General features: G+C 61.0%; 21 protein-coding genes and 1 pseudogene. 14 read left to right on the top strand and 8 right to left on the bottom strand.

Annotation, left to right across the window (positions count from 1 at the left end):
- The first annotated feature begins 436 nt into the window (after window positions 1–436).
- The 7 genes from AC1RWI_RS01600 (at window position 437) to AC1RWI_RS01570 (ending at window position 7,321) form a co-directional block, all read left to right on the top strand.
- Window positions 437–1,015: a TetR/AcrR family transcriptional regulator gene (locus AC1RWI_RS01600; protein WP_043353982.1), complete on the top strand. Its 579-nt coding sequence runs from the start codon at window positions 437–439 to the stop codon at window positions 1,013–1,015.
- Between the two features lie 375 nt (window positions 1,016–1,390).
- Window positions 1,391–2,125 carry an SDR family oxidoreductase gene (locus AC1RWI_RS01595; RefSeq protein WP_492864138.1) on the top strand — a complete coding sequence of 245 codons (735 nt, stop codon included), beginning with the start codon at window positions 1,391–1,393 and terminating at the stop codon, window positions 2,123–2,125.
- Window positions 2,126–2,297: 172 nt separating this feature from the next.
- Window positions 2,298–3,482, top strand: coding sequence for an acetyl-CoA C-acyltransferase (locus tag AC1RWI_RS01590; RefSeq protein WP_043353986.1), 1,185 nt, complete (start codon window positions 2,298–2,300; stop codon window positions 3,480–3,482).
- A gap of 139 nt (window positions 3,483–3,621) precedes the next feature.
- Complete coding sequence (locus AC1RWI_RS01585) at window positions 3,622–4,245, top strand: 2-hydroxychromene-2-carboxylate isomerase (RefSeq protein ID WP_043353989.1); 624 nt, start codon at window positions 3,622–3,624, stop codon at window positions 4,243–4,245.
- Between the two features lie 154 nt (window positions 4,246–4,399).
- Entirely contained in the window at window positions 4,400–5,518 is a 1,119-nt protein-coding gene (locus AC1RWI_RS01580; protein ID WP_492864136.1) for a Re/Si-specific NAD(P)(+) transhydrogenase subunit alpha, read from the top strand.
- 10 nt (window positions 5,519–5,528) lie between these two features.
- On the top strand, window positions 5,529–5,852 hold the full coding sequence (locus AC1RWI_RS01575) for an NAD(P) transhydrogenase subunit alpha part 2 (RefSeq protein ID WP_043354000.1): 324 nt from the start codon (window positions 5,529–5,531) through the stop codon (window positions 5,850–5,852).
- On the top strand, window positions 5,852–7,321 hold the full coding sequence (locus AC1RWI_RS01570) for an NAD(P)(+) transhydrogenase (Re/Si-specific) subunit beta (RefSeq protein ID WP_492864133.1): 1,470 nt from the start codon (window positions 5,852–5,854) through the stop codon (window positions 7,319–7,321). Before AC1RWI_RS01575 ends, AC1RWI_RS01570 begins: the two co-directional genes overlap by 1 nt.
- A 351-nt stretch (window positions 7,322–7,672) precedes the next feature.
- Here the strand turns inward: AC1RWI_RS01570 and AC1RWI_RS01565 are convergent, their stop codons facing one another.
- The 6 genes and pseudogenes from AC1RWI_RS01565 to AC1RWI_RS01540 all read right to left on the bottom strand — a co-directional run.
- Window positions 7,673–8,275 carry a 2-hydroxychromene-2-carboxylate isomerase gene (locus AC1RWI_RS01565; protein WP_492864131.1) on the bottom strand — a complete coding sequence of 201 codons (603 nt, stop codon included), beginning with the start codon at window positions 8,273–8,275 and terminating at the stop codon, window positions 7,673–7,675.
- Between the two features lie 49 nt (window positions 8,276–8,324).
- Window positions 8,325–9,332 (bottom strand): NAD(P)H-dependent flavin oxidoreductase, encoded by a 1,008-nt coding sequence (locus AC1RWI_RS01560; RefSeq protein WP_492864129.1) that lies wholly within the window; start codon window positions 9,330–9,332, stop codon window positions 8,325–8,327.
- Window positions 9,333–9,496: 164 nt separating this feature from the next.
- A complete protein-coding gene (locus AC1RWI_RS01555) occupies window positions 9,497–10,153 on the bottom strand; it encodes a flavin reductase family protein (RefSeq protein ID WP_043354010.1) in 657 nt (218 codons plus the stop codon).
- A 27-nt stretch (window positions 10,154–10,180) separates the two neighbouring features.
- The gene (locus tag AC1RWI_RS01550) at window positions 10,181–11,167 is read right to left on the bottom strand and encodes a tripartite tricarboxylate transporter substrate binding protein (protein WP_492864127.1); all 987 of its coding nucleotides are present in this window, start codon (window positions 11,165–11,167) and stop codon (window positions 10,181–10,183) included.
- Between the two features lie 106 nt (window positions 11,168–11,273).
- Entirely contained in the window at window positions 11,274–12,533 is a 1,260-nt protein-coding gene (locus tag AC1RWI_RS01545) for a serine hydrolase domain-containing protein (RefSeq protein WP_492864125.1), read from the bottom strand.
- A 148-nt stretch (window positions 12,534–12,681) separates the two neighbouring features.
- A pseudogene (locus AC1RWI_RS01540) lies at window positions 12,682–12,980 on the bottom strand (SDR family NAD(P)-dependent oxidoreductase); the annotation flags it as partial.
- 422 nt (window positions 12,981–13,402) lie between these two features.
- Between AC1RWI_RS01540 and AC1RWI_RS01535 the strand changes: the two are divergent.
- Window positions 13,403–13,774, top strand: a complete 372-nt coding sequence (locus AC1RWI_RS01535) for a tautomerase family protein (RefSeq protein WP_492864123.1) — start codon at window positions 13,403–13,405, stop codon at window positions 13,772–13,774.
- Window positions 13,775–13,952: 178 nt separating this feature from the next.
- On the top strand, window positions 13,953–15,293 hold the full coding sequence (locus tag AC1RWI_RS01530) for an MFS transporter (protein ID WP_492864347.1): 1,341 nt from the start codon (window positions 13,953–13,955) through the stop codon (window positions 15,291–15,293).
- A gap of 213 nt (window positions 15,294–15,506) precedes the next feature.
- Here the strand turns inward: AC1RWI_RS01530 and AC1RWI_RS01525 are convergent, their stop codons facing one another.
- Window positions 15,507–16,415, bottom strand: a complete 909-nt coding sequence (locus AC1RWI_RS01525; protein WP_492864121.1) for a LysR family transcriptional regulator — start codon at window positions 16,413–16,415, stop codon at window positions 15,507–15,509.
- Window positions 16,416–16,595: 180 nt separating this feature from the next.
- Here AC1RWI_RS01525 and AC1RWI_RS01520 point away from each other — a divergent pair, with 180 nt between their 5' ends.
- The 5 genes from AC1RWI_RS01520 (at window position 16,596) to AC1RWI_RS01500 (ending at window position 21,549) form a co-directional block, all read left to right on the top strand.
- On the top strand, window positions 16,596–17,567 hold the full coding sequence (locus AC1RWI_RS01520) for a hydroxymethylglutaryl-CoA lyase (protein WP_492864119.1): 972 nt from the start codon (window positions 16,596–16,598) through the stop codon (window positions 17,565–17,567).
- A complete protein-coding gene (locus tag AC1RWI_RS01515) occupies window positions 17,552–18,715 on the top strand; it encodes a CaiB/BaiF CoA transferase family protein (RefSeq protein WP_492864117.1) in 1,164 nt (387 codons plus the stop codon). The genes AC1RWI_RS01520 and AC1RWI_RS01515 overlap by 16 nt, the downstream gene beginning before the upstream one ends.
- Before the next feature lie 41 nt (window positions 18,716–18,756).
- Window positions 18,757–19,767: a Bug family tripartite tricarboxylate transporter substrate binding protein gene (locus AC1RWI_RS01510; RefSeq protein ID WP_043354023.1), complete on the top strand. Its 1,011-nt coding sequence runs from the start codon at window positions 18,757–18,759 to the stop codon at window positions 19,765–19,767.
- Between the two features lie 38 nt (window positions 19,768–19,805).
- On the top strand, window positions 19,806–20,330 hold the full coding sequence (locus AC1RWI_RS01505; protein WP_043354024.1) for a gamma carbonic anhydrase family protein: 525 nt from the start codon (window positions 19,806–19,808) through the stop codon (window positions 20,328–20,330).
- Between the two features lie 154 nt (window positions 20,331–20,484).
- The gene (locus AC1RWI_RS01500; protein ID WP_492864114.1) at window positions 20,485–21,549 is read left to right on the top strand and encodes a porin; all 1,065 of its coding nucleotides are present in this window, start codon (window positions 20,485–20,487) and stop codon (window positions 21,547–21,549) included.
- Window positions 21,550–22,281: 732 nt separating this feature from the next.
- Here the strand turns inward: AC1RWI_RS01500 and AC1RWI_RS01495 are convergent.
- Window positions 22,282–23,205, bottom strand: coding sequence for a LysR family transcriptional regulator (locus tag AC1RWI_RS01495; RefSeq protein ID WP_043354030.1), 924 nt, complete (start codon window positions 23,203–23,205; stop codon window positions 22,282–22,284).
- Between the last annotated feature and the right edge of the window lie 23 nt (window positions 23,206–23,228).

Here is a 23,228-nt window from a genome sequence, read left to right as displayed (position 1 = left end):
GCAGCTCACCGGTAGGCCTACCGACCGAATACTCGTGCCGGGGATTGGCGCCAACAGATTCCGCGTGATTCGTTAGTTAACGATCGTTTTGCAAACGATGCTAGGTTGCACACTGAGTGATGTCAACAAGTATTTACGGTTTGTGATCTGATCTGCGTATGCCGTTGGGTGCCCCCCAGCACAGGAGTGGGACGCGGGCAGGGCGCCTTCGTGTCCCGAGGAAGGCACTCAGTCGGGCCGCGAAGAGACAGCGCTTAGACGGGCTACGACGGCCGGTGTGCAGGACGGAATCCGCGGCTCCCGGCCCTGCCTGGCGCAGGCCAGTATCTTGGGGATCGGCAGACCGTGCGCCGCAGCATACAACGGAGGCAGAACTTTCCTGAACGATCGTCATGCTACAATTCCTGCCATGTCCTGAGTTCGAAGTGAGCCGAAAATGCGCTACTCAAGCACGCACAAGCAGGAGACGCGGGAAAAACTCCTCAACAGTAGTCAAGCGATTGCCAAAAAGGGAGGATTCGATTCCACGGGAGTCGATGCCCTGATGGGGGCCATCGGGCTTACGGGGGGCGCCTTCTATAGTCATTTTGGCTCCAAAGCGGAACTGTTCGCGGAGGTCATCCAGCGGGAGTTGGCCAACAGCGCTGAAATGCTCGCGGGCGAGGATGAGACGGCAGAAGATCATTTCGTGAAACGCATCCGAAGCTATCTCAGCAGTTCTCATGCGCTGCATCCGGAATCAGGCTGCGCCCTACCGACCTTGGGACCTGAAATCGCGAGGTCCGGGCCAGCAGTCCGCGCCTCGGTGGAGGAAAGCGCGAAGAAGCTGCAGAGCAGTTGGAAGCAGCGTCTGGACGATCCGGACGCGGCCTGGGCGTTGATTGCGCAGTGCGTGGGTGCCATTTTGCTGGCCCGGGTGGTTGAAACCGACCGGACCAGGCAGCAGATTCTCGCTTCCAGCCGTCGTTTTCTCGGGCGGTCTATTGAACGGCTCGGACCCCTCAGCAAGACCTGAGCGGTGCCAATGTAGCACCCACCCCTCCGGGCGCAGTTCTGCGCCCTTCTGGCTTCTTGTCGATGCGCGCAGATAGGTGCGTGCATGCCGCGGTACCACGCTTTCATTGCGACGGCTTCGATTGTCGGACCCGGCCGCACCGCACGTGCTGTCGATGCTTGCGCTTCGGGCCCCAGCGCGCGAAGCCATGCAGCCAAGCGCCGTCGCGGCTTTTCTTCTTCCATCCTTACAGCTTCGCCACTGCGCGTGCCGCGCGGTGCGTGCTCCTGAGCTTTCTCATCATAGGTGCGTTAGGGTAAGTTGCCCTTGACTCCTGCACAGGGATGAAATAACCTCCTTTTACTAAACGTTCGTTTGTTAATAAAGGAGACGATGATGGATGTCAAAGAGCAGAGGGTCGCGCTCGTGATCGGCGCGGGGGACTCAACGGGTGGTGCAATCGCGAAGCGTTTCGCCGCGGAAGGCATGGTCGCTTGTGTGACGCGTCGTTCAGCGGACAAGCTCCAACCGCTGGTTGACTCCATTCGCGATGCCGGCGGGATGGCCTACGCGTTTGGCACGGACGCGCGCAAGGAAGAGGAGGTGATCGCCCTCATCGACAAGATTGAGTCCGAGATCGGTCCAATTGACGTTCTCGTATTTAACATTGGCGCCAATGTGCCTTCTTCCATCCTTGAGGAGACAGCGCGGAAGTACTTCAAGATCTGGGAGATGGCCTGCTTTGCAGGATTTCTGAACGCAAGGGAAGTTGCCAAGCGCATGGTGCAGCGTCAACGCGGCACGATTCTCTTTACCGGCGCTACTGCGGGTCTGCGAGGCAAGGAAAACTATGCCGCGTTTGCGGGCGCCAAGCATGCACTTCGCGCGCTTGCGCAAAGCATGGCCCGCGAACTCGGCCCGAAGAACATCCATGTGGCCCATATTGTGGTGGACGGCGCGATCGACACCGACTTTATCCGCACCAATTTTCCGGATCGTTATGCATTGAAAGACCAGGATGGCATTCTGAATCCGGAGCATATCGCGCAGAACTACTGGTATCTTCATTCGCAACCGCGCGATGCCTGGACCTTTGAGCTCGACCTGCGTCCCTGGACAGAGACCTGGTAATCAAAACGTCTGACCACATGGGACAGAGACCGCTTGCACACGATCGCAATGCCTTGCCACCCGAAGAAACTTTTTATTCTGTCTGTTGATGGCCAAGCTTCGCGATGCGCCAGAGAGAGACGCGGTCATAGCGGGACGTCTACCCCGGTATTCACATCATCAAGAGGGCAGCATGAGGGAAGCAGTCATTGTCTCGACGGCACGGACCGGGATCGGTCGCGCCTATAAGGGTTCGCTGAATCACACAAAATCGCCGACCCTCATGGGGCACGTCATATCGCATGCGGTTCAGCGTGCCGGAATCGCCGCGGAAGAGATTGAGGATGTCGTGATCGGTACATCGATGCCGGGAGGCACGGCTGGCATGAACATTGGCCGTCTTAGCGCGCTAGCCGGCGGACTTCCGGTCAACGTCGCGGGCCAGTCCATCGATCGACAATGCGCCTCGGGCTTGATGGCGATGGCCACCGCAGCAAAGCAAATCATTGTGGACGAGATGGATGTGGTAGTGGCAGGGGGGCAAGAGAGCATCTCATTGGTTCAGGACCGTTTTGTCGAATGGATGACGAGTGCGGCCGACTCGGAATTGATCGAGCGGGTTCCACATGCCTACATGCCGATGCTGCAGACCGCTGAACTCGTCGCAAGGAGATATGGCATTTCCCGAGAGGCGCAGGATACTTACGCGGCGGAATCACAGCGGCGTACGGCACTTGCCCAGGAGGAGGGCCGCTTCGCGGCCGAGATAGTACCGTTCCAAACGTCCATGGCGATCCAGGATAGGGAGACGGGGGAGATCAGTTTCCGTGACGTGCTACTGGACCGTGACGAAGGGAACCGTCCCGACACAACGGTTGAGGGGTTGGCAAAGCTCAGGACAGTCATCGACGGCGGCGTCGTCACCGGGGGGAACGCAAGTCAGCTTTCAGATGGTGCCTCGGCTTCGGTCCTGATGGACCGCCGCCTGGCCGAGCGGCGCGGATTGCAGCCTCTTGGCATCTACCGCGGCATCGCGGTGGCGGGCTGTGCGCCCGAGGAAATGGGTATTGGCCCGGTTTTTGCGATCCCGAAACTCCTGGAGCGGCATGGGTTGAAGGTTAGCGATATCGGTCTGTGGGAACTGAATGAAGCGTTCGCGTGCCAGGTTCTTTACTGTCGCGATCGCCTTGGTATCGATCCAGACCGATTGAATGTGAACGGTGGCGGGATTTCCATCGGGCACCCGTATGGCATGACGGGGGCAAGGCTTGTCGGTCACGCCCTGATCGAGGGAAAACGCCGTGGGGAGAAATATGTTGTCGTCACGATGTGCGTCGGTGGTGGAATGGGGGCCGCGGGGCTGTTCGAGGTAGCGTAAATCCCCGTTGGAAGACGGGAGAGTTCCGCCCGCGATCTCGACAAGGATCGTGCAAGTCCGTCGTCAGATCCGCACAGGTAAACGGGCTTTGCCACGCCTTCCACACAAATTTCATCACGTCTATCTATTAGGAGACACCATGAGCGACGTACGAGCTCAGTTCCACTTTGATTTCGGCAGTCCGAATTCCTACCTTAGCCACAAAGTCATTCCGAGTATTGAGGCACGGCAGGGCGTCAAGTTCGAATATGTTCCGGTGCTTCTTGGGGGGCTGTTCAGGCTGACGGGGAATCGTTCTCCTGCGGAGGCTTTCGCGGGTATCAAGAACAAGCCGGAGTTTGGGCGTCTGGAGATCCAGCGCTTCATCACCAAGCACGGACTCACTGCCTATCGGGACAATCCGTTTTGGCCCGTCAATACATTGCAGATCATGCGTGGGGCCGTGGCTGCCCAGAAGAACGGCACCTTCATGCCCTACGTAAATTCCGTGTTCGCAAACATGTGGGAACAAGGCTTGAAGATGGATGATCCCGCCGTCATCTCGGCGGCCCTGGATGTCGCCGGTCTGGACGGGGAAGGCTTCGAGGCACGCATTGCGGATCCCGAAGTCAAGCAGATCTTGCTGGCGAATACCCAGAATTCATTCGAACGCGGTGCGTTTGGCTCGCCGACATTCTTTGTCGGCGACGAGATGTTCTTTGGGAAGGATCAGTTGCGGGAAGTGGAGGACGAGATTGAGAACGCGAAAGCACGCCTAAGGTAAGCGAACCGTTGCCCACGGCGCCTCAAGACGCCGGGGCAGCGCGCACGCTCGGTGAGCGACAATCATGGCCCTCAAGAAGGGCAGCAAAATCTAGAATGGAAGGCTGGCCCCGCCGGGTACCACTCCAGGAAAAAATACATCATGAGGAGACGAGATGCAAATCGGTATCCCGCGGGAGACGCGGGCCGGCGAGACCCGTGTTGCCGCCACCCCCGAGACCGTCAAGAAGTACGTCGCGCAAGCTCACGAAGTCATTGTCCAGGCGGGCGCCGGAGTCAGGGCAAGCCAGCCGGACTCGGCCTATGAGGCCGCGGGCGCCCGCATCGGCACCGCCGTGCAGGCACTCGGCGCCGACCTGGTGCTGAAGGTGCGCGCGCCGGACGAGGCCGAACTCGGCCAGATGAAGCCCGGCGCCACGCTGGTCGGCATGCTCAATCCCTTCGACACCGAAAACAACGCGCGTATGGCCGCGGCCGGCATCGTCGCCTTCGCACTCGAGGCCGCACCGCGCACCACGCGCGCGCAGAGCATGGACGTACTGTCGTCGCAGGCCAACATCGCCGGCTACAAGGCAGTGCTCGAAGCCGCCCACCACTACCAGCGCTTCATGCCGATGCTGATGACCGCGGCCGGCACAGTGAAGGCCGCGCGCGTGCTGATTCTCGGCGCCGGCGTTGCCGGCCTGCAGGCGATCGCCACGGCTAAGCGCTTGGGGGCGGTGATCGAGGCCTCCGACGTGCGCCCAGCGGTCAAGGAGCAGATCGAGTCGCTCGGCGCCAGGTTCCTCGACGTGCCTTTCGAGACCGAGGAGGAGCGCGAAATCGCGCAGGGCGTGGGCGGCTATGCCCGCCCGATGCCGGCCGGCTGGATGCGCCGCCAGGCGGAGCTGGTGCACCAGCGTGCCAGCCAGGCCGACATCGTGATCACCACTGCGCTGATTCCGGGCCGCAAGGCGCCGGTGTTGCTGAAGGAAGAGACCGTGATGGCCATGAAACCAGGCTCGGTGGTGGTCGACCTGGCCGCCGCGCAAGGCGGCAATTGCCCGCTGACGGTGGCCGACCAGGTGGTCGAGCGGCATGGCGTGGTGCTGGTTGGCCATACCAACCTGGCCAGCATGGTCGCGGCAGACGCTTCGGCGCTGTACGCGCGCAATGTGCTGGACTTCCTCAAGCTGATTCTCGACAAGGAAGGAAAGCTCGTGATTGACCGACAGGACGACATCGTCGCCGCCTGCCTGATGACCGGGCAGGAAGAAGCGGCGCTGGCCGGCTAAGGAGACACAAATGGAAATGACTAATCACACGGTGATCAACCTGATCATCTTTGTGCTGGCGATCTATGTGGGCTACCACGTGGTGTGGACGGTCACGCCTGCGCTGCACACGCCGCTGATGGCGGTGACCAACGCGATCTCGGCCATCATCATCGTCGGCGCCATGCTGGCTGCCGGCCTGACCGAAGGCGGCGTGGGCCGCGCGATGGGCACGCTTGCTGTGGCGCTGGCCGCAGTCAACGTGTTCGGCGGCTTCCTGGTGACGCAGCGCATGTTGGAGATGTTCAAGAAGAAGGAGCCCAAGGCTAAGGCGGCTAGCAAGGAGGGTGTGTGATGGATGTCGTCAGCATGAATCTTGTGACCTTGCTCTACCTCCTGGCATCGATCTGCTTCATCCAGGCGCTCAAGGGACTCTCGCACCCAGCGTCGGCCCGCAAGGGCAATGCCTTCGGCATGCTCGGCATGGCGGTGGCCGCAATTACCACGGTGGCGCTGATCGTCAAGCTCAAGAACGAGTTCCTCACGGCCGGCACGGCGCAGTCCTCGGTCGCATCGGGCCTGGCGCTGATCTTCGGCGCGCTGGTGGTGGGCGGCGGCATCGGCGCCTACGTAGCGAAGAAGGTCGAGATGACCAAGATGCCTGAGCTGGTCGCGGCGATGCACTCGCTGATCGGTCTCGCGGCGGTGTTCATCGCGGTGGCGGCAGTGGCCGAGCCGTCGGCCTTCGGCATCGCGCCCGCGGGCTCGCATGAGATCCCGACGGGCAACCGCATCGAACTGTTTATCGGCTGCTTCGTCGGTGCCATCACGTTCTCGGGTTCGGTGATCGCCTTCGGCAAGCTCGCAGGTCGCTACAAATTCCGCCTGTTCCAGGGCGCGCCGGTGGTCTTCGCCGGCCAGCACATGCTGAACCTGGCGCTGGCCGTGGCGATGGTCGGCTTTGGCGTGGCGTTCTTCCTCACGCAGGACTGGCAGCCGTTCCTGCTGATGCTGGCGATCGCCTTCGTGCTCGGTGTCCTGATCATCATCCCGATCGGCGGCGCGGACATGCCGGTGGTGGTGTCGATGCTCAACTCGTACTCGGGCTGGGCCGCGGCCGGCATCGGCTTCTCGCTGAACAACCCGATGCTGATCATCGCCGGCTCGCTGGTGGGTTCCAGCGGTGCGATTCTGTCGTACATCATGTGCAAGGCCATGAACCGCTCGTTCTTCAACGTGATCCTGGGCGGCTTTGGCGGTGCGGCGACGGCCGCGGTCAGCGGCAACGCCGAGCAGCGCAACGTCAAGTCGGGTTCGGCCGATGACGCGTCTTTCCTGATGAGCAATGCCGAGACGGTGGTCATCGTGCCGGGCTATGGGCTGGCGGTGGCGCGCGCCCAGCACGCGCTCAAGGAACTGACCGAGAAGCTGACGGAGCACGGCGTGACGGTAAAGTATGCGATCCACCCGGTGGCAGGCCGCATGCCGGGTCACATGAACGTGCTGCTGGCCGAGGCCGAGGTGCCCTACGACCAGGTCTTCGAGATGGAAGACATCAACAGCGAGTTTGGCCAGGCCGACGTGGTGCTGGTGCTGGGCGCCAACGACGTGGTCAACCCGGCGGCCAAGACCGACCCGAACTCGCCGATCGCCGGCATGCCGATCCTGGAGGCGTACAAGGCCAAGACCATCATCGTGAACAAGCGCTCGATGGCGGCCGGCTATGCTGGCCTGGATAACGAGCTGTTCTATTTGGACAAGACCATGATGGTGTTCGGCGACGCCAAGAAGGTGGTCGAGGACATGGTCAAGGCCGCAGGATAGCCGCATGTGCTGACGGCCGACAAACCGGCCTCAGCCCGCCCAGGTGGCTGCCTGCCTTCGATTGCGCCGCCATGCCGTCAAGGCTTTGACGAACGTCGCGGCGGATGCGGAAATGGGGGCGCAGCCCATCTGGTCTACATAGCAAAAAGAATCGTTATCTGAGGCAATGCAAATAGCAGGAATTGCCGGCGCTGGAACGATGGGAAATGGTATCGCACAAGCTGGCCAAATCGGCGCGGTGTTTAGGAGACAGCAATAAATTCGCGCTGTGGTGATACACGGCAGCGAAGAAGCATTCGCGAGCGGAAAATGCAGCGGCAGAACCAGGCCGCCGGAGACGGCCGGATCCATTCACAGAGGCTTGCCTTGCAGTGCGTGACAGACCCATTCGAGGCGGTCTTGGCCGAAGAACATATGCTCGCCGACGAAGATGGTCGGGGCGCCGAACACGCCACGCTTGACGGCCTCTTCCGTCGTCGAGCGCAACTGCGACTTCACCTCGGCATCGTTGGCGAGCGCCAGGATCGCCTCGATGTCGAACCCCGCGTCGACCAGCGTTTTGGCGACAACCTGGGGCTCGTTGAGGTTCAGCGCATCGACCCACAACGCATGGAGGACGCTGCGCAGATAGTCCTGGAACCGTTCGGGCATTCTCATCTGTACGCCAGTGGCGGCTCGCATTAGCGTGAGCGAAATGACGGGAAAGTGCGGGTTGCTCTGATAGGGAACGCCGTAGAGCCTTGCGTGCCGGGCGTAATCGATGTTGGTGTATGCGCCCTTGGCCGGGATTGTCGCGGGCGAGGCATTGCCAGTAGCCTGGAATACCCCGCCGAGCAAGATGGGCTTGTAGACAAGTGTGCCACCAGTTTCTTCGCAGATCGTCGGCAATTGCGTCCATGCGAGGTACGATGCCGGGCTGCCGACGTCGAAATAGAACTCCGCGGTCCTGGACATGAGTTTTCTCCTGAGTCTGATGGATTTCCGATGTGTACGTCGAGCTTCGTCAGGGGGCAACGCTGTCCTCGGGCGTCTGTTCGGACCCGAGAATTCGGCAGAGGCGCTGCCCGATCAGGTGGCTGGCGTCGGCCATGATGCGATCGATGAGCTCGCGTACGCTCGGAATGTCGTCGATGAGGCCGGCGACCATCCCGCAGCTCCAGGCCCCTGCATCCATCTCACCGTCGACCATCACTTTCGGATAGACGCCTGCGACCTGCTCAAGGATGTCGGAGATCTGGATCTGCTCACCCTTGTCGCGCTCGATATCCAGGATCTTCTGGACGCCGGCGTTCTTCAGCACACGCTCCGTGTTGCGCAACGGGCGCATCACGAGTCGTGTGTCGAGCTCGGTGGCCGCGACGATGGCGCGCTTCACGTTCTGGTGAACCGGCGCTTCCTTGGTCGCCACGAATCGTGTGCCCATGTTGATGCCATCGGCGCCAAGGGCGAGGGCGGCCACCAGGCTGCGGGCGTCCGCCATGCCGCCGGAGGCCACAAACGGGATCGAGAGCTCGTCGGCGGCCCGGGGCAGCAGGATCATGTTCGGGATATCATCCTCGCCGGGATGGCCGCCGCACTCGAAGCCGTCCACGCTCACCGCATCACACCCGATCCTCTCAGCCTTCAGAGCATGCCGGACTGACGTACACTTGTGGATCACCTTGATGCCGGCCGCCTTCATCGCCGGTATGTACTCCTCAGGGCTGCGCCCTGCTGTTTCGACGATGCGCACGCCTCCCTCCACGATTGCCTGGATGTACTCTGCATAGGGCGGGGCGGAAAAAGTCGGCAGGAAAGTGAGGTTGACGCCGAAAGGCTGGTCCGTCATGTCGCGACATCTGGCGATCTCCTTCTCCAGCAGTTCTGGCGTGCGCTGCGTCAGCGCGGTGATGACGCCCAGCCCGCCGGCATTCGAGACGGCGGCCGCCAGGTCGGCCAGTCCAACGAAGTGCATGCCGCCTTGCACGATGGGGTGTCGAATGCCGAACAGCTCAGTGATTCGTGTCTTCATGGGATTGAGTCGTAGTGGTTGTGGGTCGGGTCCGTCTCAGACGCGTTTCATGCGGGGCCTGAGATCGAGTTCGTAAGTCCAGGCATCACGCGGCTGCGTGTGCAGGTACCAGTCCGGCATGGGGGTGTTGCATCTCCTTGGCATGTGCCGTCTTTCGGATGTCGCTATCCCTTGCCGTGCGACGACGGGCTGCTGGCGCCCGCGAGCCGCGCGATCTGAAAGACATTGTCTGGCGAGACCTGGACATAGTCATTCAGTCCGCCGGACCGCATGATCGGATAGGCGTCGGCTGTCTGATAAACGCCGTCTTTCAGGAGTGTCTTGTCGATGTACACGGCCACCACTTCGCCCAACACGAGCCAGCCACTTACCTTTTCGCCTTCGGCGTTTCGGAATTGCACGATGTCGATCACCTTGCATTCCATGGCCGCGCGGCTTTCGCCCACTCGCGGGACGTTGACCTTGCGACCCGCCACGGCCGTGAGGCCGGCGAACTGGAACTCGTCCTCGCCGCGCGGAAGTGGTGATGAGGTCTGGTTCATCTGATCACCCAGTTCGCGGGTGACCAGGTTCCAGGTGAACTCGCGCGTTTCCGATGCGTTTTGAACGCTATCCTTCCAGGAGATCGAAGAAAATCCGATGATCGGCGGGTCGTAGTTGAACGCGTTGAAGAAACTGTAGGGCGCGAGATTGACCCGCCCCTGCGCGTCGCGTGACGAGATCCAGCCGATGGGCCGCGGGGCGACCAGCGCATTGAGCGGGTTGTGGCTCAGCCCGTGGCCCTTGGCGGGCTCGTAGTAGTGAAAGTCTCGAACGGTCATCGTATGGGCCTTTCCGGTGCGGTGGCGTTATTGCGCCGCCAGATTAAGGGTCTTCGCGATGTTGATGAACTTTTCGTTCTCTACACGCAAGAAGGCCGCTGCCTGCTGCGGCGTCATTGGGTCCAGCTTGCGAAAGCCCTGCGCGGTCGCGAGCGCGAGGAATTCCGGGCTGTCGTTCCACTCCTGGAAGGCCTTGCTAAGGCGCGCGACGATAGCATCGGCGGTGCGCGCGGGCGCGAACAAGCCCGTCCAGATGCCGAATTCGAAGTTCTTGAATCGAGCGTGCTCGCTCAACGTCGCGACGTCCGGAATGAGCGGATGTCGCTTGGCGCTCGCGAAGGCGACGGCCTTGATCCGCCCGGTCTGAATCATTCCCAGGATCGGCCCCGCTAGAGGAACAAACGCGAGGTCCACCTCGCCACCGGCGACGGCCGTGGCCATGGGAGCGATGCCTTTGTACGGCACCTCCAGCAACTTGACACCGACTCGCTTCTGGAATTCAGCGGCCGCGAGATGAGCGAGCGTGCCCTGGCCCCAGTGGGCAATGGAAAGCTCCTTCGCGCCACGCTTTTGCATCTGTTCGAGGAGCGCGTTGAGGTTGTTGAAAGGGCGGTCGGGATGACTGACGAGGACCATGTCCGAGATCCCGAACGAACCGATGAGCTTGAAGCTGTCGAAGGTGTACTTGGCCGACGCGACCGTTAGGGGCGCCACCAGTAAATCCGGGCCGGCCGTCGCGAGCAGCGTGTATCCATCGGGCGACGCCTTCAACACATTCATCGCCGCGATGGAGCCGTTCGCACCGGGCATGTTGTCGATCACGAGAGTCTGCCCAAGGGCGCGCTCCAGCACGGGTGCGGATGGACGCACTGAAGCGTCAACCCCGAACCCGGGCGGGTAAGCGACCTTGATCAGGATGGATTTGTTCGGATAGGGCTGCGCCGTCGCGGCGGCGGCGCTGCAAAGCGCGACCATGACAGCGGCATCAAAGAGTCTGCGAGTCAGTGTTTTCATGTTTGTCTCCGTGCGCCGGTCAAACCGGCAAAGTGTTGTGAATGAACAAGCCATGTCATAGACCCTGCGCCCTCGATCCTGAAGGGCGGTCACTGCCCTTCAGGCATCAGATCAGCGAGGCGTAAACGCTCTTTTCAAAACCGTAGAACACGTCCACGGTTCTCGGATCCACGGACGGCAGCGACTGCATCATGGCCAGGCCTGCGATGTTCAGGGTGGGGTCGATCCAGAAGTACGTATTGGCCAGTCCCGCCCATGCCAGGCTGCCGGCGCTGCGGCCCGTGGGCGTCGCGCTCTCGTTGATCATGAAGCCCAGGCCCCAGGTCTTGGGCACGCCGGGGAAGAATTCCATGTCGCGCGAGAAAAAAGGAAGCTGCGTCGGCAGCTTGCTCACGCGAAGTGCGCCCATGGCATTGCGCGACATCAGGGCCACCGTCTCCGGCTTGAGGACCTGGTTGCCGTTGCCCCGCCCCGCATTGAGGATCATGCGCATGAACTTCAGGTAGTCGTTGGCGGTGGAGTACAGGCCTGCGCCGCCCGACTCGAACTCGGGATCCTGCACTGTTCCGAGATCGATCACGGATAACTCGCCGTCGTCTCCGCGCGAGTGCATGCCGGCCAGTCGAGTACGCATGGCCGTGCTGATCTTGAACGCCGTGCTGTCCATGCCCAGCGGTCCTGTGATATTGCGCTGGAAGTAGTCGCTCAGGCGCATGCCGCTTGCGGCTTCGACCAGCTGGCCCACCCAATCGATGCCGATGCCATATTCCCAGCGCGTGCCGGGGTCGAAGCACAGAGGCACCCGCAGCGCCGCTTTCTGCCCCGTCAGGACGTCTGGGACGTTCTGCGTGCGGTAGAAGCGCTCCAGGTCCGCGTTCCAGATCTCGTAGGTGAAGCCGGACGTGTGGGTGAGCAGATGCCGCAGGGTGAGCTGGCCCTTGGCATCTCGCAGCTGGGGTGCGCCATTCGTGTCCCATCCCTTCAGAACCTTGAGAGCGCCCAGCTCGGGGATCACCGCGGCCGCAGGTCCGTCCAGGCTCAACTTGCCCTGCTCGACCAGCTGCATGGCTGCGGCGCTGGTGATCGGCTTGGTCATGGAGGCGATGCGCATCACCGTGTCCAGGTCCATCGCTGCGGAGGCGCCCAGCGTGCGCGCTCCCTGCGCCGCGGTGTAGAGGGTCTCATCGCGAGTGATCACCGCGGCGGCTACGCCGGCTGTGTCGCCGGATGCGACGGCACGGATCAGCACGGGATCGGCGTTGGCTTTCAGTGCGGCGCTGTCATCCGATGACGAGCGGCAACCGGCGACCGGCAAGGCCGCCGGCGCGACGGCGGCCTTGAGAAATGTGCTGCGACTTTGTGCCAAGGTTTGTCTCCGTACGCCGGTCAAAGCCGGCAAATTGTTGTGAAAGAAGGAGTGATACGTTGAAGGCTTAGCCAGAGACGCGGTCCCGAGTCATGCGTGCATATTCGTGACGGCGTGGGCGAAGCGCTGAGAGGGGTACGCGCGGGCAATGCTTTGCGCCGGCGAATGCGGCGAGACCTTCGCGTCCGCGCAAGCTGGCCGTTGCGCCCGTAAAGATCATGGTGCCGGGCTCCCGTGGCAGCATTGGCGGTCCTCCTTGCGCACGTCGGAACCGAAGCCGTTCGCCTCGCCGCGTTTGATCCTGATCTCGTCAAACTGGGGCTTGAGCTTGTCGACGGTGCGGCGGGTAACGCACGCGATGTAGCCTTCCTTGGCAAAGCGCCTGGCGATGGCGCCGCCGGTAGCGTCGCCGGCTCCAATCACCAGAATGGCTTTCTTGCCTGCCATGTGAATTTCTCCATGGATGAGTAAGAAGACGCGCGGCCACACCTCAGGTGCGCTTAACAATACGATCGTTTAGTAAACGAAGCGTATGTTATCGCCAGTCCCCTGTCAACGAGGGTTTCCTCCATCCATTCTTGAGCGTGACTCGCGGCGCTAGCCGGTCGGTGCTTTCCCCGACCCCGGGGACCAGGGTAAGGCAGTGCTCGCTGGAAGAACGTTCGCACGAAAGGCCAAACGCGTGGGCGCTGTTTGGTGCACGTCGCACTGGCGGGCACCGGCCCACCGATAGGGAGCTTGGCCTGGACCGGTGGCACGACGCCATGTCATGGCACTTCCAAGCAAGTGGTGGCACCCCGATGCAATCGCCCGCGGCGACGTTCCGAGAGACTGAAGCCTCAACAACCCTATCTTCACGGAGACACAACATGCCCGTCATTGTTTGCGAATGCAAGGTCGGAATCGAAGCAGGCGTCAAGGCCAAGATCGCCAGCGAGTTCACGAGCGCGATCAGGGAGATCATCCTCTCGCCGCTCGACTTGATTAGCGTCGTATTCCATGAATCCACGCCCGAGAATACCTACCGTTCGGGAGAGCCCACATCCGAAACGCTGATCTTCTGCCACATACGTGATGGGCGCAGCGACGGCGCCGTGCTATCGCTGGCCAAAAAGGTGAGCGCGATCTGGAGCGCGAGCACCGGGGCAACGGAGGACGAAGTCGAGGTTCTCGTCGCACTGTATCCCGCCAAATACGTCGTGCGCGGCGGTGAACGCCTGCCCGAAGCCCCTCGCGTGTGAGGGGGGGCAGCCTGCACGGACCAAGGGGAGCGACCTTGTCTATGCTCGGGCGGTCGTTGGCCGTGAGGTGTCGGCCCGGAATGTGTGACTGCGCCGCATGCCGAACCTCAAACTGAAGATAAAAGGAGACAAGTCAATGAAGTCAATCCGCCCTGAGCTGGCAACAGCACCTTCAAGCGTGCACCGGATCGATGTTCAAAAACTGGCCGATGAGGCCAAGTTCAACAGCTTTCACTGGTCCGCGCTGATCTGGTGTTTCGTGATCCTGGTGCTCGACGGCTACGACCTGGCGGTCGCCGGCACCGCGCTTGCGTCAATCATGAAAGCGATGAATGTGGATGCCGCGACCGCGGGCTTCATGGCCAGTTCGGCGCTGTTCGGCATGATGTTCGGAGCGATCGCGCTCGGCGCGCTGGCCGACAAGATCGGTCGCCGCTGGGCGATCGCGATCTGCGTGTTCCTGTTCAGCGCTTTCACCGCGGCCGCCGGGTTCACCAACGACCCGATCACCTTCAGCGTGATGCGCTTGCTCGCCGGGCTCGGCATCGGCGGCGCGATCCCGAATGCAGCCGCGCAGATGACCGAATACTCGCCAAAGAAGGTGCGCAGCGTGATGGTCACGCTGATGTGCTGCGGCTACGCGGTCGGCAGCATCCTCGCCGCACTGCTCGGCAAGCAGTTCATCGAGACCTATGGCTGGCAATCTGTGTTCATCGCCGCGGGCGCCGCGGCGGTGCTGATCCCGTTCATCCTGAAGTACATGCCTGAGTCGCTGCCGTTCCTGATGAAGCAGCACGACGACACGCATCTGCGCGAAGTGGTCCGGAAAATCCGGCCGGACATGCGGCTCGAGCCGCACGAAGAGTTCCTCGTTCCGGCCGAGGACAAGGCCGAAGGTCCGACCGTAGGCAGGCTGTTCCTGGACGGCCGCGGCTTCAGTTCGGTGATGTTCTGGGTCGCCTACATGACCTGCCTGTTCATGCTCTATGCGCTCAGTTCGTGGCTGGTCAAGCTGATGGGCATGGCCGGCTACAGTCTCGGTTCGGCGCTGAACTTCCTGCTCGCCTACAACGCCGGTGCAGTCGTCGGCGCCGTTGGTGGCGGATGGCTCGCCGACAAGCTGAACATCAAGTGGGTGACGACCGCTTTCTTCGCGGTCGCGGCGGTCTCGCTGACGCTGCTCGGCTACGGCGCGCGGCCGCTGTTCCTCATCGTTGCCGTCGTCGGCGCGTCGACGCTGGGCACGCAGATCCTGCTGTACGCGTATGCCGGGCAGTTCTACCCGACGTCGATCCGTTCGACGGGACTCGGCTTTGCCTCGGGGGTCGGGCGCATCGGCGCGATCGCGGCGCCGATCGTGATCGGGCTGCTGGTCTCGATGAAGCTGCCGCTGGTGCAGAACTTCCTCGCGATTGCAATGGCCGCGGTGATCGGCGGTGTCGCGGTTGCGCTGATCAAGCATAAGTCGTCGGCCTCTTCGCACAGCCACGACGCGAGCGTGGTCGGGCAGCGGACTTGATGCGCGTTGCGAGCGTACGAGTCGGCACGGTAGTAGCGCAGGATTTTCGCTTGGAGTCCGGCTCCAATGGTCATGGGTCGCATCCTGTCGCAGGAGTTTCAAGGAAGACCCGACGGCGCAACGGCCCGAGGCGTACAACGCCTGAACAGACGCAGTGGCAGAAGTGGCAATGCTCAGGAACCGGTGCGGCGGGGTGGCTGCTGCTCTCTCTCTCTACTGCTCCGCATGGCGTTTTTCTGACAAGTGGGCGACGAGAAGGCGCGCCGCGGGCGACAGAGCCTCAAAGTTGCGGAAGCAAAGTGAAAAGCTTCGCCGCGCCCACGCATCGTCAAGGGGGATCACTTTGGCTCCGAAGGCTCCAGCTATGGGCAGTACCGTTTCGGCCGGAATGATGCAGACCCCGAGGTTTGCCTGGACGCATCGAAGAGCGCCATCGAACGTGGAGACCACCGCTCTATAGAGCATCCTTGCGCCAAGAATGGCCGCCTGCCTACCTAGTAATGCCTGAATGGCGGATTGCGCGGGCATGCCTATATGGTCGAACGCGAGCGTTTGTGCAAACGTGCATCGATCCGCGTTTGCGAGGGGGTGTTCGACAGGGACAACTGCCGCCAGATGATCGCTGCGATAGGGTCTTGTCTGAAACCCCTCCAGGCCCGCCGCGTTCCAGCATATGCCCAAGGGAGCGGTGCCTTCCCGCAGAGCCTGAGCAATGTCATTGCTCAATCCCTCATCGACCGTCACAGCAATGTCTCGATGCTCCGGGATCCGTAAAAACGATGCTATGTCCTGCGGCAGCGACTCCGCCATCGATGACACCGTAGCGATTAAACGTACGTGACCTCGTATGCCGCTTCCGAAGTCCGCCAGGTCGCGAGCGGCGCGGTCCGCTGCAGCAATCATGGCACGCGCATGGGCTAGCAGCGCCTCGCCCGCAGCCGTCGGAATGACGCCGCGCCGGCCCCGCTCGAACAGCTTCGCTCCAACCAGATCCTCTAGCTGAGTGAGGCGCTTGCTGACACCGGAAGCAACCACGTGCGATTGTTCCGCCGCACGAGCGATGTTCTGGTTTTCGCACGTGGCGACAAATAGGCGCAGCGATGTTAGGTCAAAGTCTCTCATAGGCCATATCGGAAGAGCTGCATAGAGAGCAACCTAGGCATTCCCCCAAGTGTTGGCTGAGCTTCAGTGGTGGGTCAGCCGTTCCAGTTCGTCACGATAGCCTACACGAATGATCGCTGTTCGTCGTGTCGTTAACGTCATAAATTGATGGCCAACAACCCAATCTCATCTAAATCACACATGGCAGCTACGTTCCCACACCGCGCTGTGATCCGCGAAGTCGGCTTACGCGATGGACTTCAGAGCATCCAGACAATTCTGCCGACCGAACGGAAAAAGGAATGGATCCGCGCGGCCTACGACGCAGGACTCAGGGAGTTGGAAGTCGGCTCCTTTGTGCCAGCCCGCCTTTTGCCACAACTCGCCGACACGGCGGAGATCGTAGCGTTCGCCCGCACTTTCCGAGGCCTCTTTGTTTCTGTTCTTGTACCAAACCTGCGCGGCGCAGAAGACGCCATCGCCAGCGGTGCGGACTTGATGATCGTGCCTTTGTCTGCAAGCCACGCGCACAGCCTTGCGAACCTGAGAAAGACCCCCGACGAGGTGGTAGCGGACGTCGGGCGCATTCGCGCTGCACGAGATGCCGCTGGTTCGAAGACGGTTATCGAAGGCGGAGTAGGGACCGCTTTCGGCTGCACCATCCAGGGCGAAGTGAAGATCGCAGAAGTCCTTCGATTGATGCAAGCGTTGCTTGATGCTGGTGCGGACCGCGTCTGTCTCGCCGATACGGTTGGTTATGCCGATCCCCTGATGGTCCTGGACCTCTTTGAGCGAGCGCGCGCTGTCGCTGGCGACAAGCTCTGGTGTGGTCACTTTCACGACACTCGCGGCTTAGGCCTCGCCAATGTGTTTGCTGCACTTCAGACAGGCGTCACGCGCTTCGACGCCTGTCTGACCGGTATTGGCGGCTGCCCGCACGCACCGGGTGCAAGCGGCAATGTGGCCAGCGAGGACTTGGCCTACATGCTGGAGAGCATGGGCATTCAGACGGGAGTCGACATCCCTGCACTGCTGACCTTGCGCGAAAAGCTTGCCGCATGGCTGGCAGGCGAAATCATGCATGGAACCTTGTGGAAAGCCGGGCTTCCGAGAACTTTTGAGCCTACCCAAGTCACCGCAGCAGCCAGAGAGGCAACATGGAATACGAAGTGAAGCAGTCGGACGAACAGGGGCTCCCGCTGGCCGGCATCCGGGTGCTCGAGTTTTCACACATGGTCATGGGCCCAACATGCGGGATGATTCTCGCCGACCTTGGCGCCGAAGTCATCAAGATCGAGCCGCCTGGTGGAGACAAGACGCGGCACATGCTTGGCGTCGGTATTGGTTTCTTCCGGACATTCAATCGCAACAAGAAGAGTGTTGTACTGGATATCCAGACCGAAGAGGGGCGTGCCGCCGCCGCCGAGCTCGCGGAGCAGTGCGACGTTCTGATCGAGAATTTCCGCCCCGGCCTGATGCAGAAATTTGACCTCGACTACAAGACCCTTGCCGAGAAGAATCCTCGGCTCATCTACGTGACCCACAAGGGCTTCTTGCCGGGACCCTATGAACATCGGCTGGCGCTGGATGAAGTCGTCCAGATGATGGCTGGCCTTTCCTACATGACGGGTCCGGTCGGTCAGCCGCTGCGTGCTGGCACGTCCGTGAATGACATCATGGGTGGGATGTTCGGTGCGATTGGCGTACTTGCGGCGTTGCGCGAGCGCGACCATACGGGGCGCGGACAGGAGATCCAGAGTGCGCTGTTTGAAAATTGCGTGTTTCTGTCGGCACAGCACATGCAGCAGTATGCAATGACTGGCGAAGCGCCACCCCCGATGCCTGCCAGGGCACAGGCTTGGAGCATATACGACATCTTTGCGCTCGCCGAAGGAGAGCAGCTCTTCATTGGCGCGGTGAGCGACAAGCAATTCGTCGCACTGTGCAACGTGCTGGGGCATCCTGAACTGATCGGCCGGCCGGAGTATGCGGACAACACGCTGCGCGTGGCAGCGCGACCGACGATGCTCCAAGAACTTGGCCAGATTTTGAGTCAGATGTCCGTCGCTGAGCTGGCGCCGAAACTGGAAGCCGCCGGTGTCCCATACGCTCCCATTGTCCGCCCTGATCAACTGATCGAGGATCCGCACCTGAAGGCGAGCGGCGGCCTTGTCCCGATGCAAGTGGAGGACGGGTCCACGGCGCCGGTCGTCTTGTTGCCGCTGACCATGAATGGTCGACGCCCCGGGGTGCGCAGGCCTCTCCCGAGTGCCGGTGAGCATAACGCCGAGATCCTGTCGCGACTACGTTCGACTGTCTAGCAGGGTAAAGAACCCATACATCAATAAAAAGGAGACAACTGATGCTTTTTCATTCGACGCAGTGGCCGTCGCTCAGCCGCCGCAAATTGCTCTGTGTCGTTGCCACGTCATCCTTTGCGGCGGTGATGGCAGGCATGCCTAGCCTTCCCGCCCTTGCGCAGACCGGCAAGCCAGTGCGACTCATCTTGCCATTGAGCGCTGGATCTGGAACCGACACCATCGCAAGAGCTGCTGGTCCCGCGCTCAGCAAAGCCATGGGGCAGCCGGTCGTGATCGAGAACTTGCCGGGTGCTGGCGGAGTAACAGGAACCGCACAAGTTGCCAAGGCCTCTCCTGACGGTTCCACGCTGGGTCTTGTGTCAAACAACCACGTCATTAATCCAAGTGTCTACAAGTCGATGCCCTTCGATGCGTTGAAGGACATCACGCCGATCAGCATCATTGGTGCCGTGCCCTTTGTCCTGGTTGTGAATCCGAAGGTGCCTGCGAAGAACATGAAAGAGCTCGTGGCTCTCATGAAGGCCAAGCCCGACGGATTCAATATGGGTTCGTCTGGAAATGGAACAATTCTCCACCTTGCGGGAGAAATGTTCCTGTTCGAGGCGGGCGTCAAGGCGCGTCACATTCCTTACAAGGGAACCGGCCCAATGGTGACCGACATTCTCGGCGGCCAGGTCGAGATGGGCGTAGTTGCACTCAACGCGGTGCAGCCATTTCTCAAGGCAGGCAGTCTTCGCGCGATTGGCTTGCTGAGCGATAAGCGATCCGCCGCTGCGCCCGAAATTCCCACGCTCGCAGAACAAGGACTTCGCAACTTCAACGTTGAAGGCTGGATTGCAGTCATCGGTCCCGCAGGAATGAAGCCGCCCGAAGTCAAGCGAGTCCATGACGCCTTCGCAGCAGCATTCACGAGCCCCGAAGTCCTGAAGGCCATGGAGGAGCAAGCAACCAGCGTGAATCCGAGCACCCCGGAAGCTGCGATCAAGTACTTCAAGTCCGAAGCCGAACGCTATGCCGCGCTTGTCAGGAAAGCCAACGTCACCATCGAATAGCACTGTCGTTGGTCTCATTACTAGAACAGGAAATTAGCATGTCCCTATATCAGCTCGGCGAACATTCACCTTTCGTTTCCGACTCGGCGTTCGTCGCAACGGAGGCCACTGTCATTGGCCGCGCGGAACTCGCAGAACACGTCACCATCTGGCCGGGCGCCGTCATTCGGGCTGACAACGAACCCATCAAAGTCGGGCAGGGAAGCAACATTCAGGAAGGCGCCGTTCTGCACACCGATCCCGGCATCCCTCTTACCATCGGAGCGAACGTCAGCGTTGGTCATCAGGCCATGCTACACGGATGCACTGTGGGGAGCGGGTCTCTGATAGGCATCCAGGCAGTGATTCTGAACAAGGCGGTGATTGGCGAAGACTCGCTGGTCGCGGCCGGTGCGCTCGTGACGGAAGGTAAGCGCTTCCCTGCGCGGTCGCTCATTCTGGGCTCACCGGCGAAAGCGGTTCGGGAGCTTTCCGACAGCGAAGTCGCGAACCTGCACGCCAATGCTGCCGACTACGTCAAGCGCGGCGCTACCTACAAGACTTCGCTGAAGAAGATGGTATAGGTCGAGCCAGCTTCTTCTGGCGCCTTTACACGCTTCCGGTTCGTATCTTCCGAACCGGAATGGCCGCGCCTTGGCGTCACGGTCCGGAGTCCAGGTTCGTTTGCTTTGAAACAAGATACGGGCACGTGTGAGCGTACCCAAAACAGGAGGGGGCATGAGAAAGAAGTTGCCGTTTGTCGCTTTGCTTGCAGCAGTCGCGCCAGCCGCATGGGCGCAGTCTTCCGTTACGCTGTACGGCGTCGCCGATGCAGGCTTGGAGTACCTTACGCACGCCAACGCTGCTGGCAACAGCCTCGCGCGTGTGACGTCCGGCACCATGTCCGGGTCGCGTTGGGGCTTGCGCGGTTCCGAGGATCTTGGCGGTGGGCTGCGTGCCGTATTTGCGCTTGAAAGCGGATTTGAACTCGATACCGGCGTCTCTTCACAGGGCGGCCGGCTCTTCGGGCGGCAAGCCTTCGTTGGCTTTGAAAACCAATGGGGCCGCCTGACACTCGGCCGGCAGCAGAATGCGTTCTACGATCTGCTGATTAACTATGATCCGATGATGCTCGGCGGCAAATACTCCGCGCAGCTCGTGGAGCCGAACTTCGTTGGCCGATACGACAATTCGGTGAAGTTTGCTGGAAAGTCTGGTCCCATCTCCGCCGTTGCTGTGTATAGCGCAGCGCGTGGCACGTCCCTGGCTGGGGGCGGCTTCGCGAGCGAAGTGCCAGGGGATCCCCAGAGCGATCGCGCGTTCAGCGCAGGCGTGGAGTACGCCACTGGCCCGTTTGGCGTGACTGCCATCTTCGAGCAGCAAGACGGCACAGCAGGCGTTGTCGGGCAAAACTCCGGCCAGCGCGATCGGCGGTTTGCCACCGCCGCCAACCTGGCTATTGGAAGCTCCAATGTCTACGTCGGATACCGCTGGCTGAACGGTGGTATTGCCGCCCCCAAACGTAACGACGTGTACTGGCTGGGCTATCGCTACCAGTTGCTCCCCGCGCTCGCGCTGACTGCCGCAGGCTACTACTTTAACGACAAGGATACGGCGCGCGATCCTTGGGCAACCGTTGTCTCCGCCAACTACGTTTTTTCGAAGCGTACTGATGCGTTCCTGACGGTCGGCTACGTGAAGAACAAAGCGGGTTCGAACCTGGGCCTGAATGGCTTTGGCAGTGCAATCGGTCCGGGACAAAACCAGACCGGCGTATCCATGAGCATTCGCCACAAGTTCTAGTCCAAACCGGGCCGGCGCCTACTCCGAGCCTGCGAGCCGACTTACCGGCTGTGCGGGCGGCCGTCATGCTGCCCTGGAGCAATGGCGAGACCGAGGGTCACGTCAACCGGCTCAAGTTCCTCAAGCGCCCGATGTATGGCCGCGCGAATATCGAGCTTCTACGGCTGCGGGTATTGAAGCCAAGTTAAGCCGGCCTGCTTTGTCGTGCCGGACCGGATAGTCTGGTCGCCATCGCAGGCGGGTGAGTTTGTACGGCCAGGACGAAGCTGGCGGTCTCGCCCACGTTTGTCAACAGGCAGAAGAGTGGTGGTGGGGCGGGAAAGACGGCGGCGAGGTCCTCCACGCGAGTTCGCCGTCGTCACACAAATTGCGGAAGACCCGCGATTGCTTCACTTCACGAGCTCGAAACGATTGGGTACTGGCGGCTCAACGGGATTGGCAACTTAAATCCGTTGCCTCGCACAGCGAGCGCAAAACGCCACCGGGACCTCGTTTCGCATTGAAAAGCTACATTCGCATGAATGATGCGAGCAAAAAGCGATGGTCGCTTGAATGATGAGCGCGGGTCGTACGAATGACGATCTTCAACAAAAGCTGATGATGCCCGCCGAGCGCCCGAGTGTGCGGGCCATGGCCAGCACACTCGAACGGCTCTAGCTCATGCTCGCGATCGTCACGCGCTCCTCAGGCTGAAGTTGTTGGCTCACGCTCAGAAAATCGGGCGAATCACGACTATGGCACCCATGTTATGGTCGCCGTTCGACCTAGCAAAAAGTCCCGATTCACTTCTGCGACTTCGCGAATGTAGTCCCAGAGTGCCTTGACCCGCGCTACCTCTCTTCGCTCAGGCGGAGCAACCAGCCAGAACGTTCTGGTGACGTCTACCTTGTCCGAGAGAATTGGCACCAATCCCTCAGTCACGCTGCCCAGAAAGCAGGGAAGGACGGCGATGCCTAACCCGGTTTTCACTGCCTGAGCTTGAGCAATGACGCTTGTACTACGCAGGAATGGCTTGCTGGAGGGCAACCACTTCTGCAGTGAGAATTGTTGCGGCGAAAAGATCAGATCATCAACGTAGTCAATCCATCTATGGCTTTGAAGATCTTCCACCTCTCGGATTGGAGGATGTTCCGCCAAGTAAGCGGGCGTTGCATATGGCAGCAAGCGGTAGTCGGAAAGCTTGCAGGTCACAAAGCTGTTTGCACTCGGCCGGTCAATGGCCACTGAAGCGTCCGCTTCCCGCTTTGAGAGATTCAGGGAACGAGGCATTGGGAGAACATCAACCGCAATGGCCGGATGTCGAGCGCAAAACTGGCCAACATGCGGTGCGAGGAAGAATGTTCCGAAGGCCTCCGTGGCGCCCAAACGGATCTCACCGGTTAACGCCAGGCTGTCACTGAACACGCTTGTCTCGACAGCGGACAACGTGCTTTCCAGCTTCTCGACATGCTCTAAGAGCCGATGACCAGCGCTTGTCAGGCTAAGGCCCAGAGAGCTACGTTCGAACAACTTCGATCCGGTATCGCGTTCCAGGCGCTGGATTCGTCGCGATATCGTCGACTGGCTCAACTTGAGCGTGTGCGACGCCTCCGAGGCCGACTGTGAGCGGGCCGCCGCTAAGAAAATTCTGAGGTTATCCCAATCAAAGTGATTCATGGTCATCTTGCGTATGCATTTTT

The organism is Cupriavidus sp. MPR-AND1C (assembly GCF_058809705.1).
This window is presented reverse-complemented; position numbering and strand designations above follow the sequence as displayed.

Coding starts and splice junctions, on each gene's coding strand:
- AC1RWI_RS01555 (WP_043354010.1), bottom strand. CDS start 10,153: ATGACCGTTCGAGACTTTCACTACTACGAGCCCGCCAAGGGCCACGGG.
- AC1RWI_RS01600 (WP_043353982.1), top strand. CDS start 437: ATGCGCTACTCAAGCACGCACAAGCAGGAGACGCGGGAAAAACTCCTC.
- AC1RWI_RS01535 (WP_492864123.1), top strand. CDS start 13,403: ATGCCCGTCATTGTTTGCGAATGCAAGGTCGGAATCGAAGCAGGCGTC.
- AC1RWI_RS01510 (WP_043354023.1), top strand. CDS start 18,757: ATGCTTTTTCATTCGACGCAGTGGCCGTCGCTCAGCCGCCGCAAATTG.
- AC1RWI_RS01575 (WP_043354000.1), top strand. CDS start 5,529: ATGGAAATGACTAATCACACGGTGATCAACCTGATCATCTTTGTGCTG.
- AC1RWI_RS01505 (WP_043354024.1), top strand. CDS start 19,806: ATGTCCCTATATCAGCTCGGCGAACATTCACCTTTCGTTTCCGACTCG.
- AC1RWI_RS01570 (WP_492864133.1), top strand. CDS start 5,852: ATGGATGTCGTCAGCATGAATCTTGTGACCTTGCTCTACCTCCTGGCA.
- AC1RWI_RS01560 (WP_492864129.1), bottom strand. CDS start 9,332: ATGAAGACACGAATCACTGAGCTGTTCGGCATTCGACACCCCATCGTG.
- AC1RWI_RS01585 (WP_043353989.1), top strand. CDS start 3,622: ATGAGCGACGTACGAGCTCAGTTCCACTTTGATTTCGGCAGTCCGAAT.
- AC1RWI_RS01565 (WP_492864131.1), bottom strand. CDS start 8,275: ATGTCCAGGACCGCGGAGTTCTATTTCGACGTCGGCAGCCCGGCATCG.
- AC1RWI_RS01520 (WP_492864119.1), top strand. CDS start 16,596: ATGGCAGCTACGTTCCCACACCGCGCTGTGATCCGCGAAGTCGGCTTA.
- AC1RWI_RS01550 (WP_492864127.1), bottom strand. CDS start 11,167: ATGAAAACACTGACTCGCAGACTCTTTGATGCCGCTGTCATGGTCGCG.
- AC1RWI_RS01525 (WP_492864121.1), bottom strand. CDS start 16,415: ATGAGAGACTTTGACCTAACATCGCTGCGCCTATTTGTCGCCACGTGC.
- AC1RWI_RS01515 (WP_492864117.1), top strand. CDS start 17,552: ATGGAATACGAAGTGAAGCAGTCGGACGAACAGGGGCTCCCGCTGGCC.
- AC1RWI_RS01590 (WP_043353986.1), top strand. CDS start 2,298: ATGAGGGAAGCAGTCATTGTCTCGACGGCACGGACCGGGATCGGTCGC.
- AC1RWI_RS01495 (WP_043354030.1), bottom strand. CDS start 23,205: ATGAATCACTTTGATTGGGATAACCTCAGAATTTTCTTAGCGGCGGCC.
- AC1RWI_RS01580 (WP_492864136.1), top strand. CDS start 4,400: ATGCAAATCGGTATCCCGCGGGAGACGCGGGCCGGCGAGACCCGTGTT.
- AC1RWI_RS01595 (WP_492864138.1), top strand. CDS start 1,391: ATGGATGTCAAAGAGCAGAGGGTCGCGCTCGTGATCGGCGCGGGGGAC.
- AC1RWI_RS01500 (WP_492864114.1), top strand. CDS start 20,485: ATGAGAAAGAAGTTGCCGTTTGTCGCTTTGCTTGCAGCAGTCGCGCCA.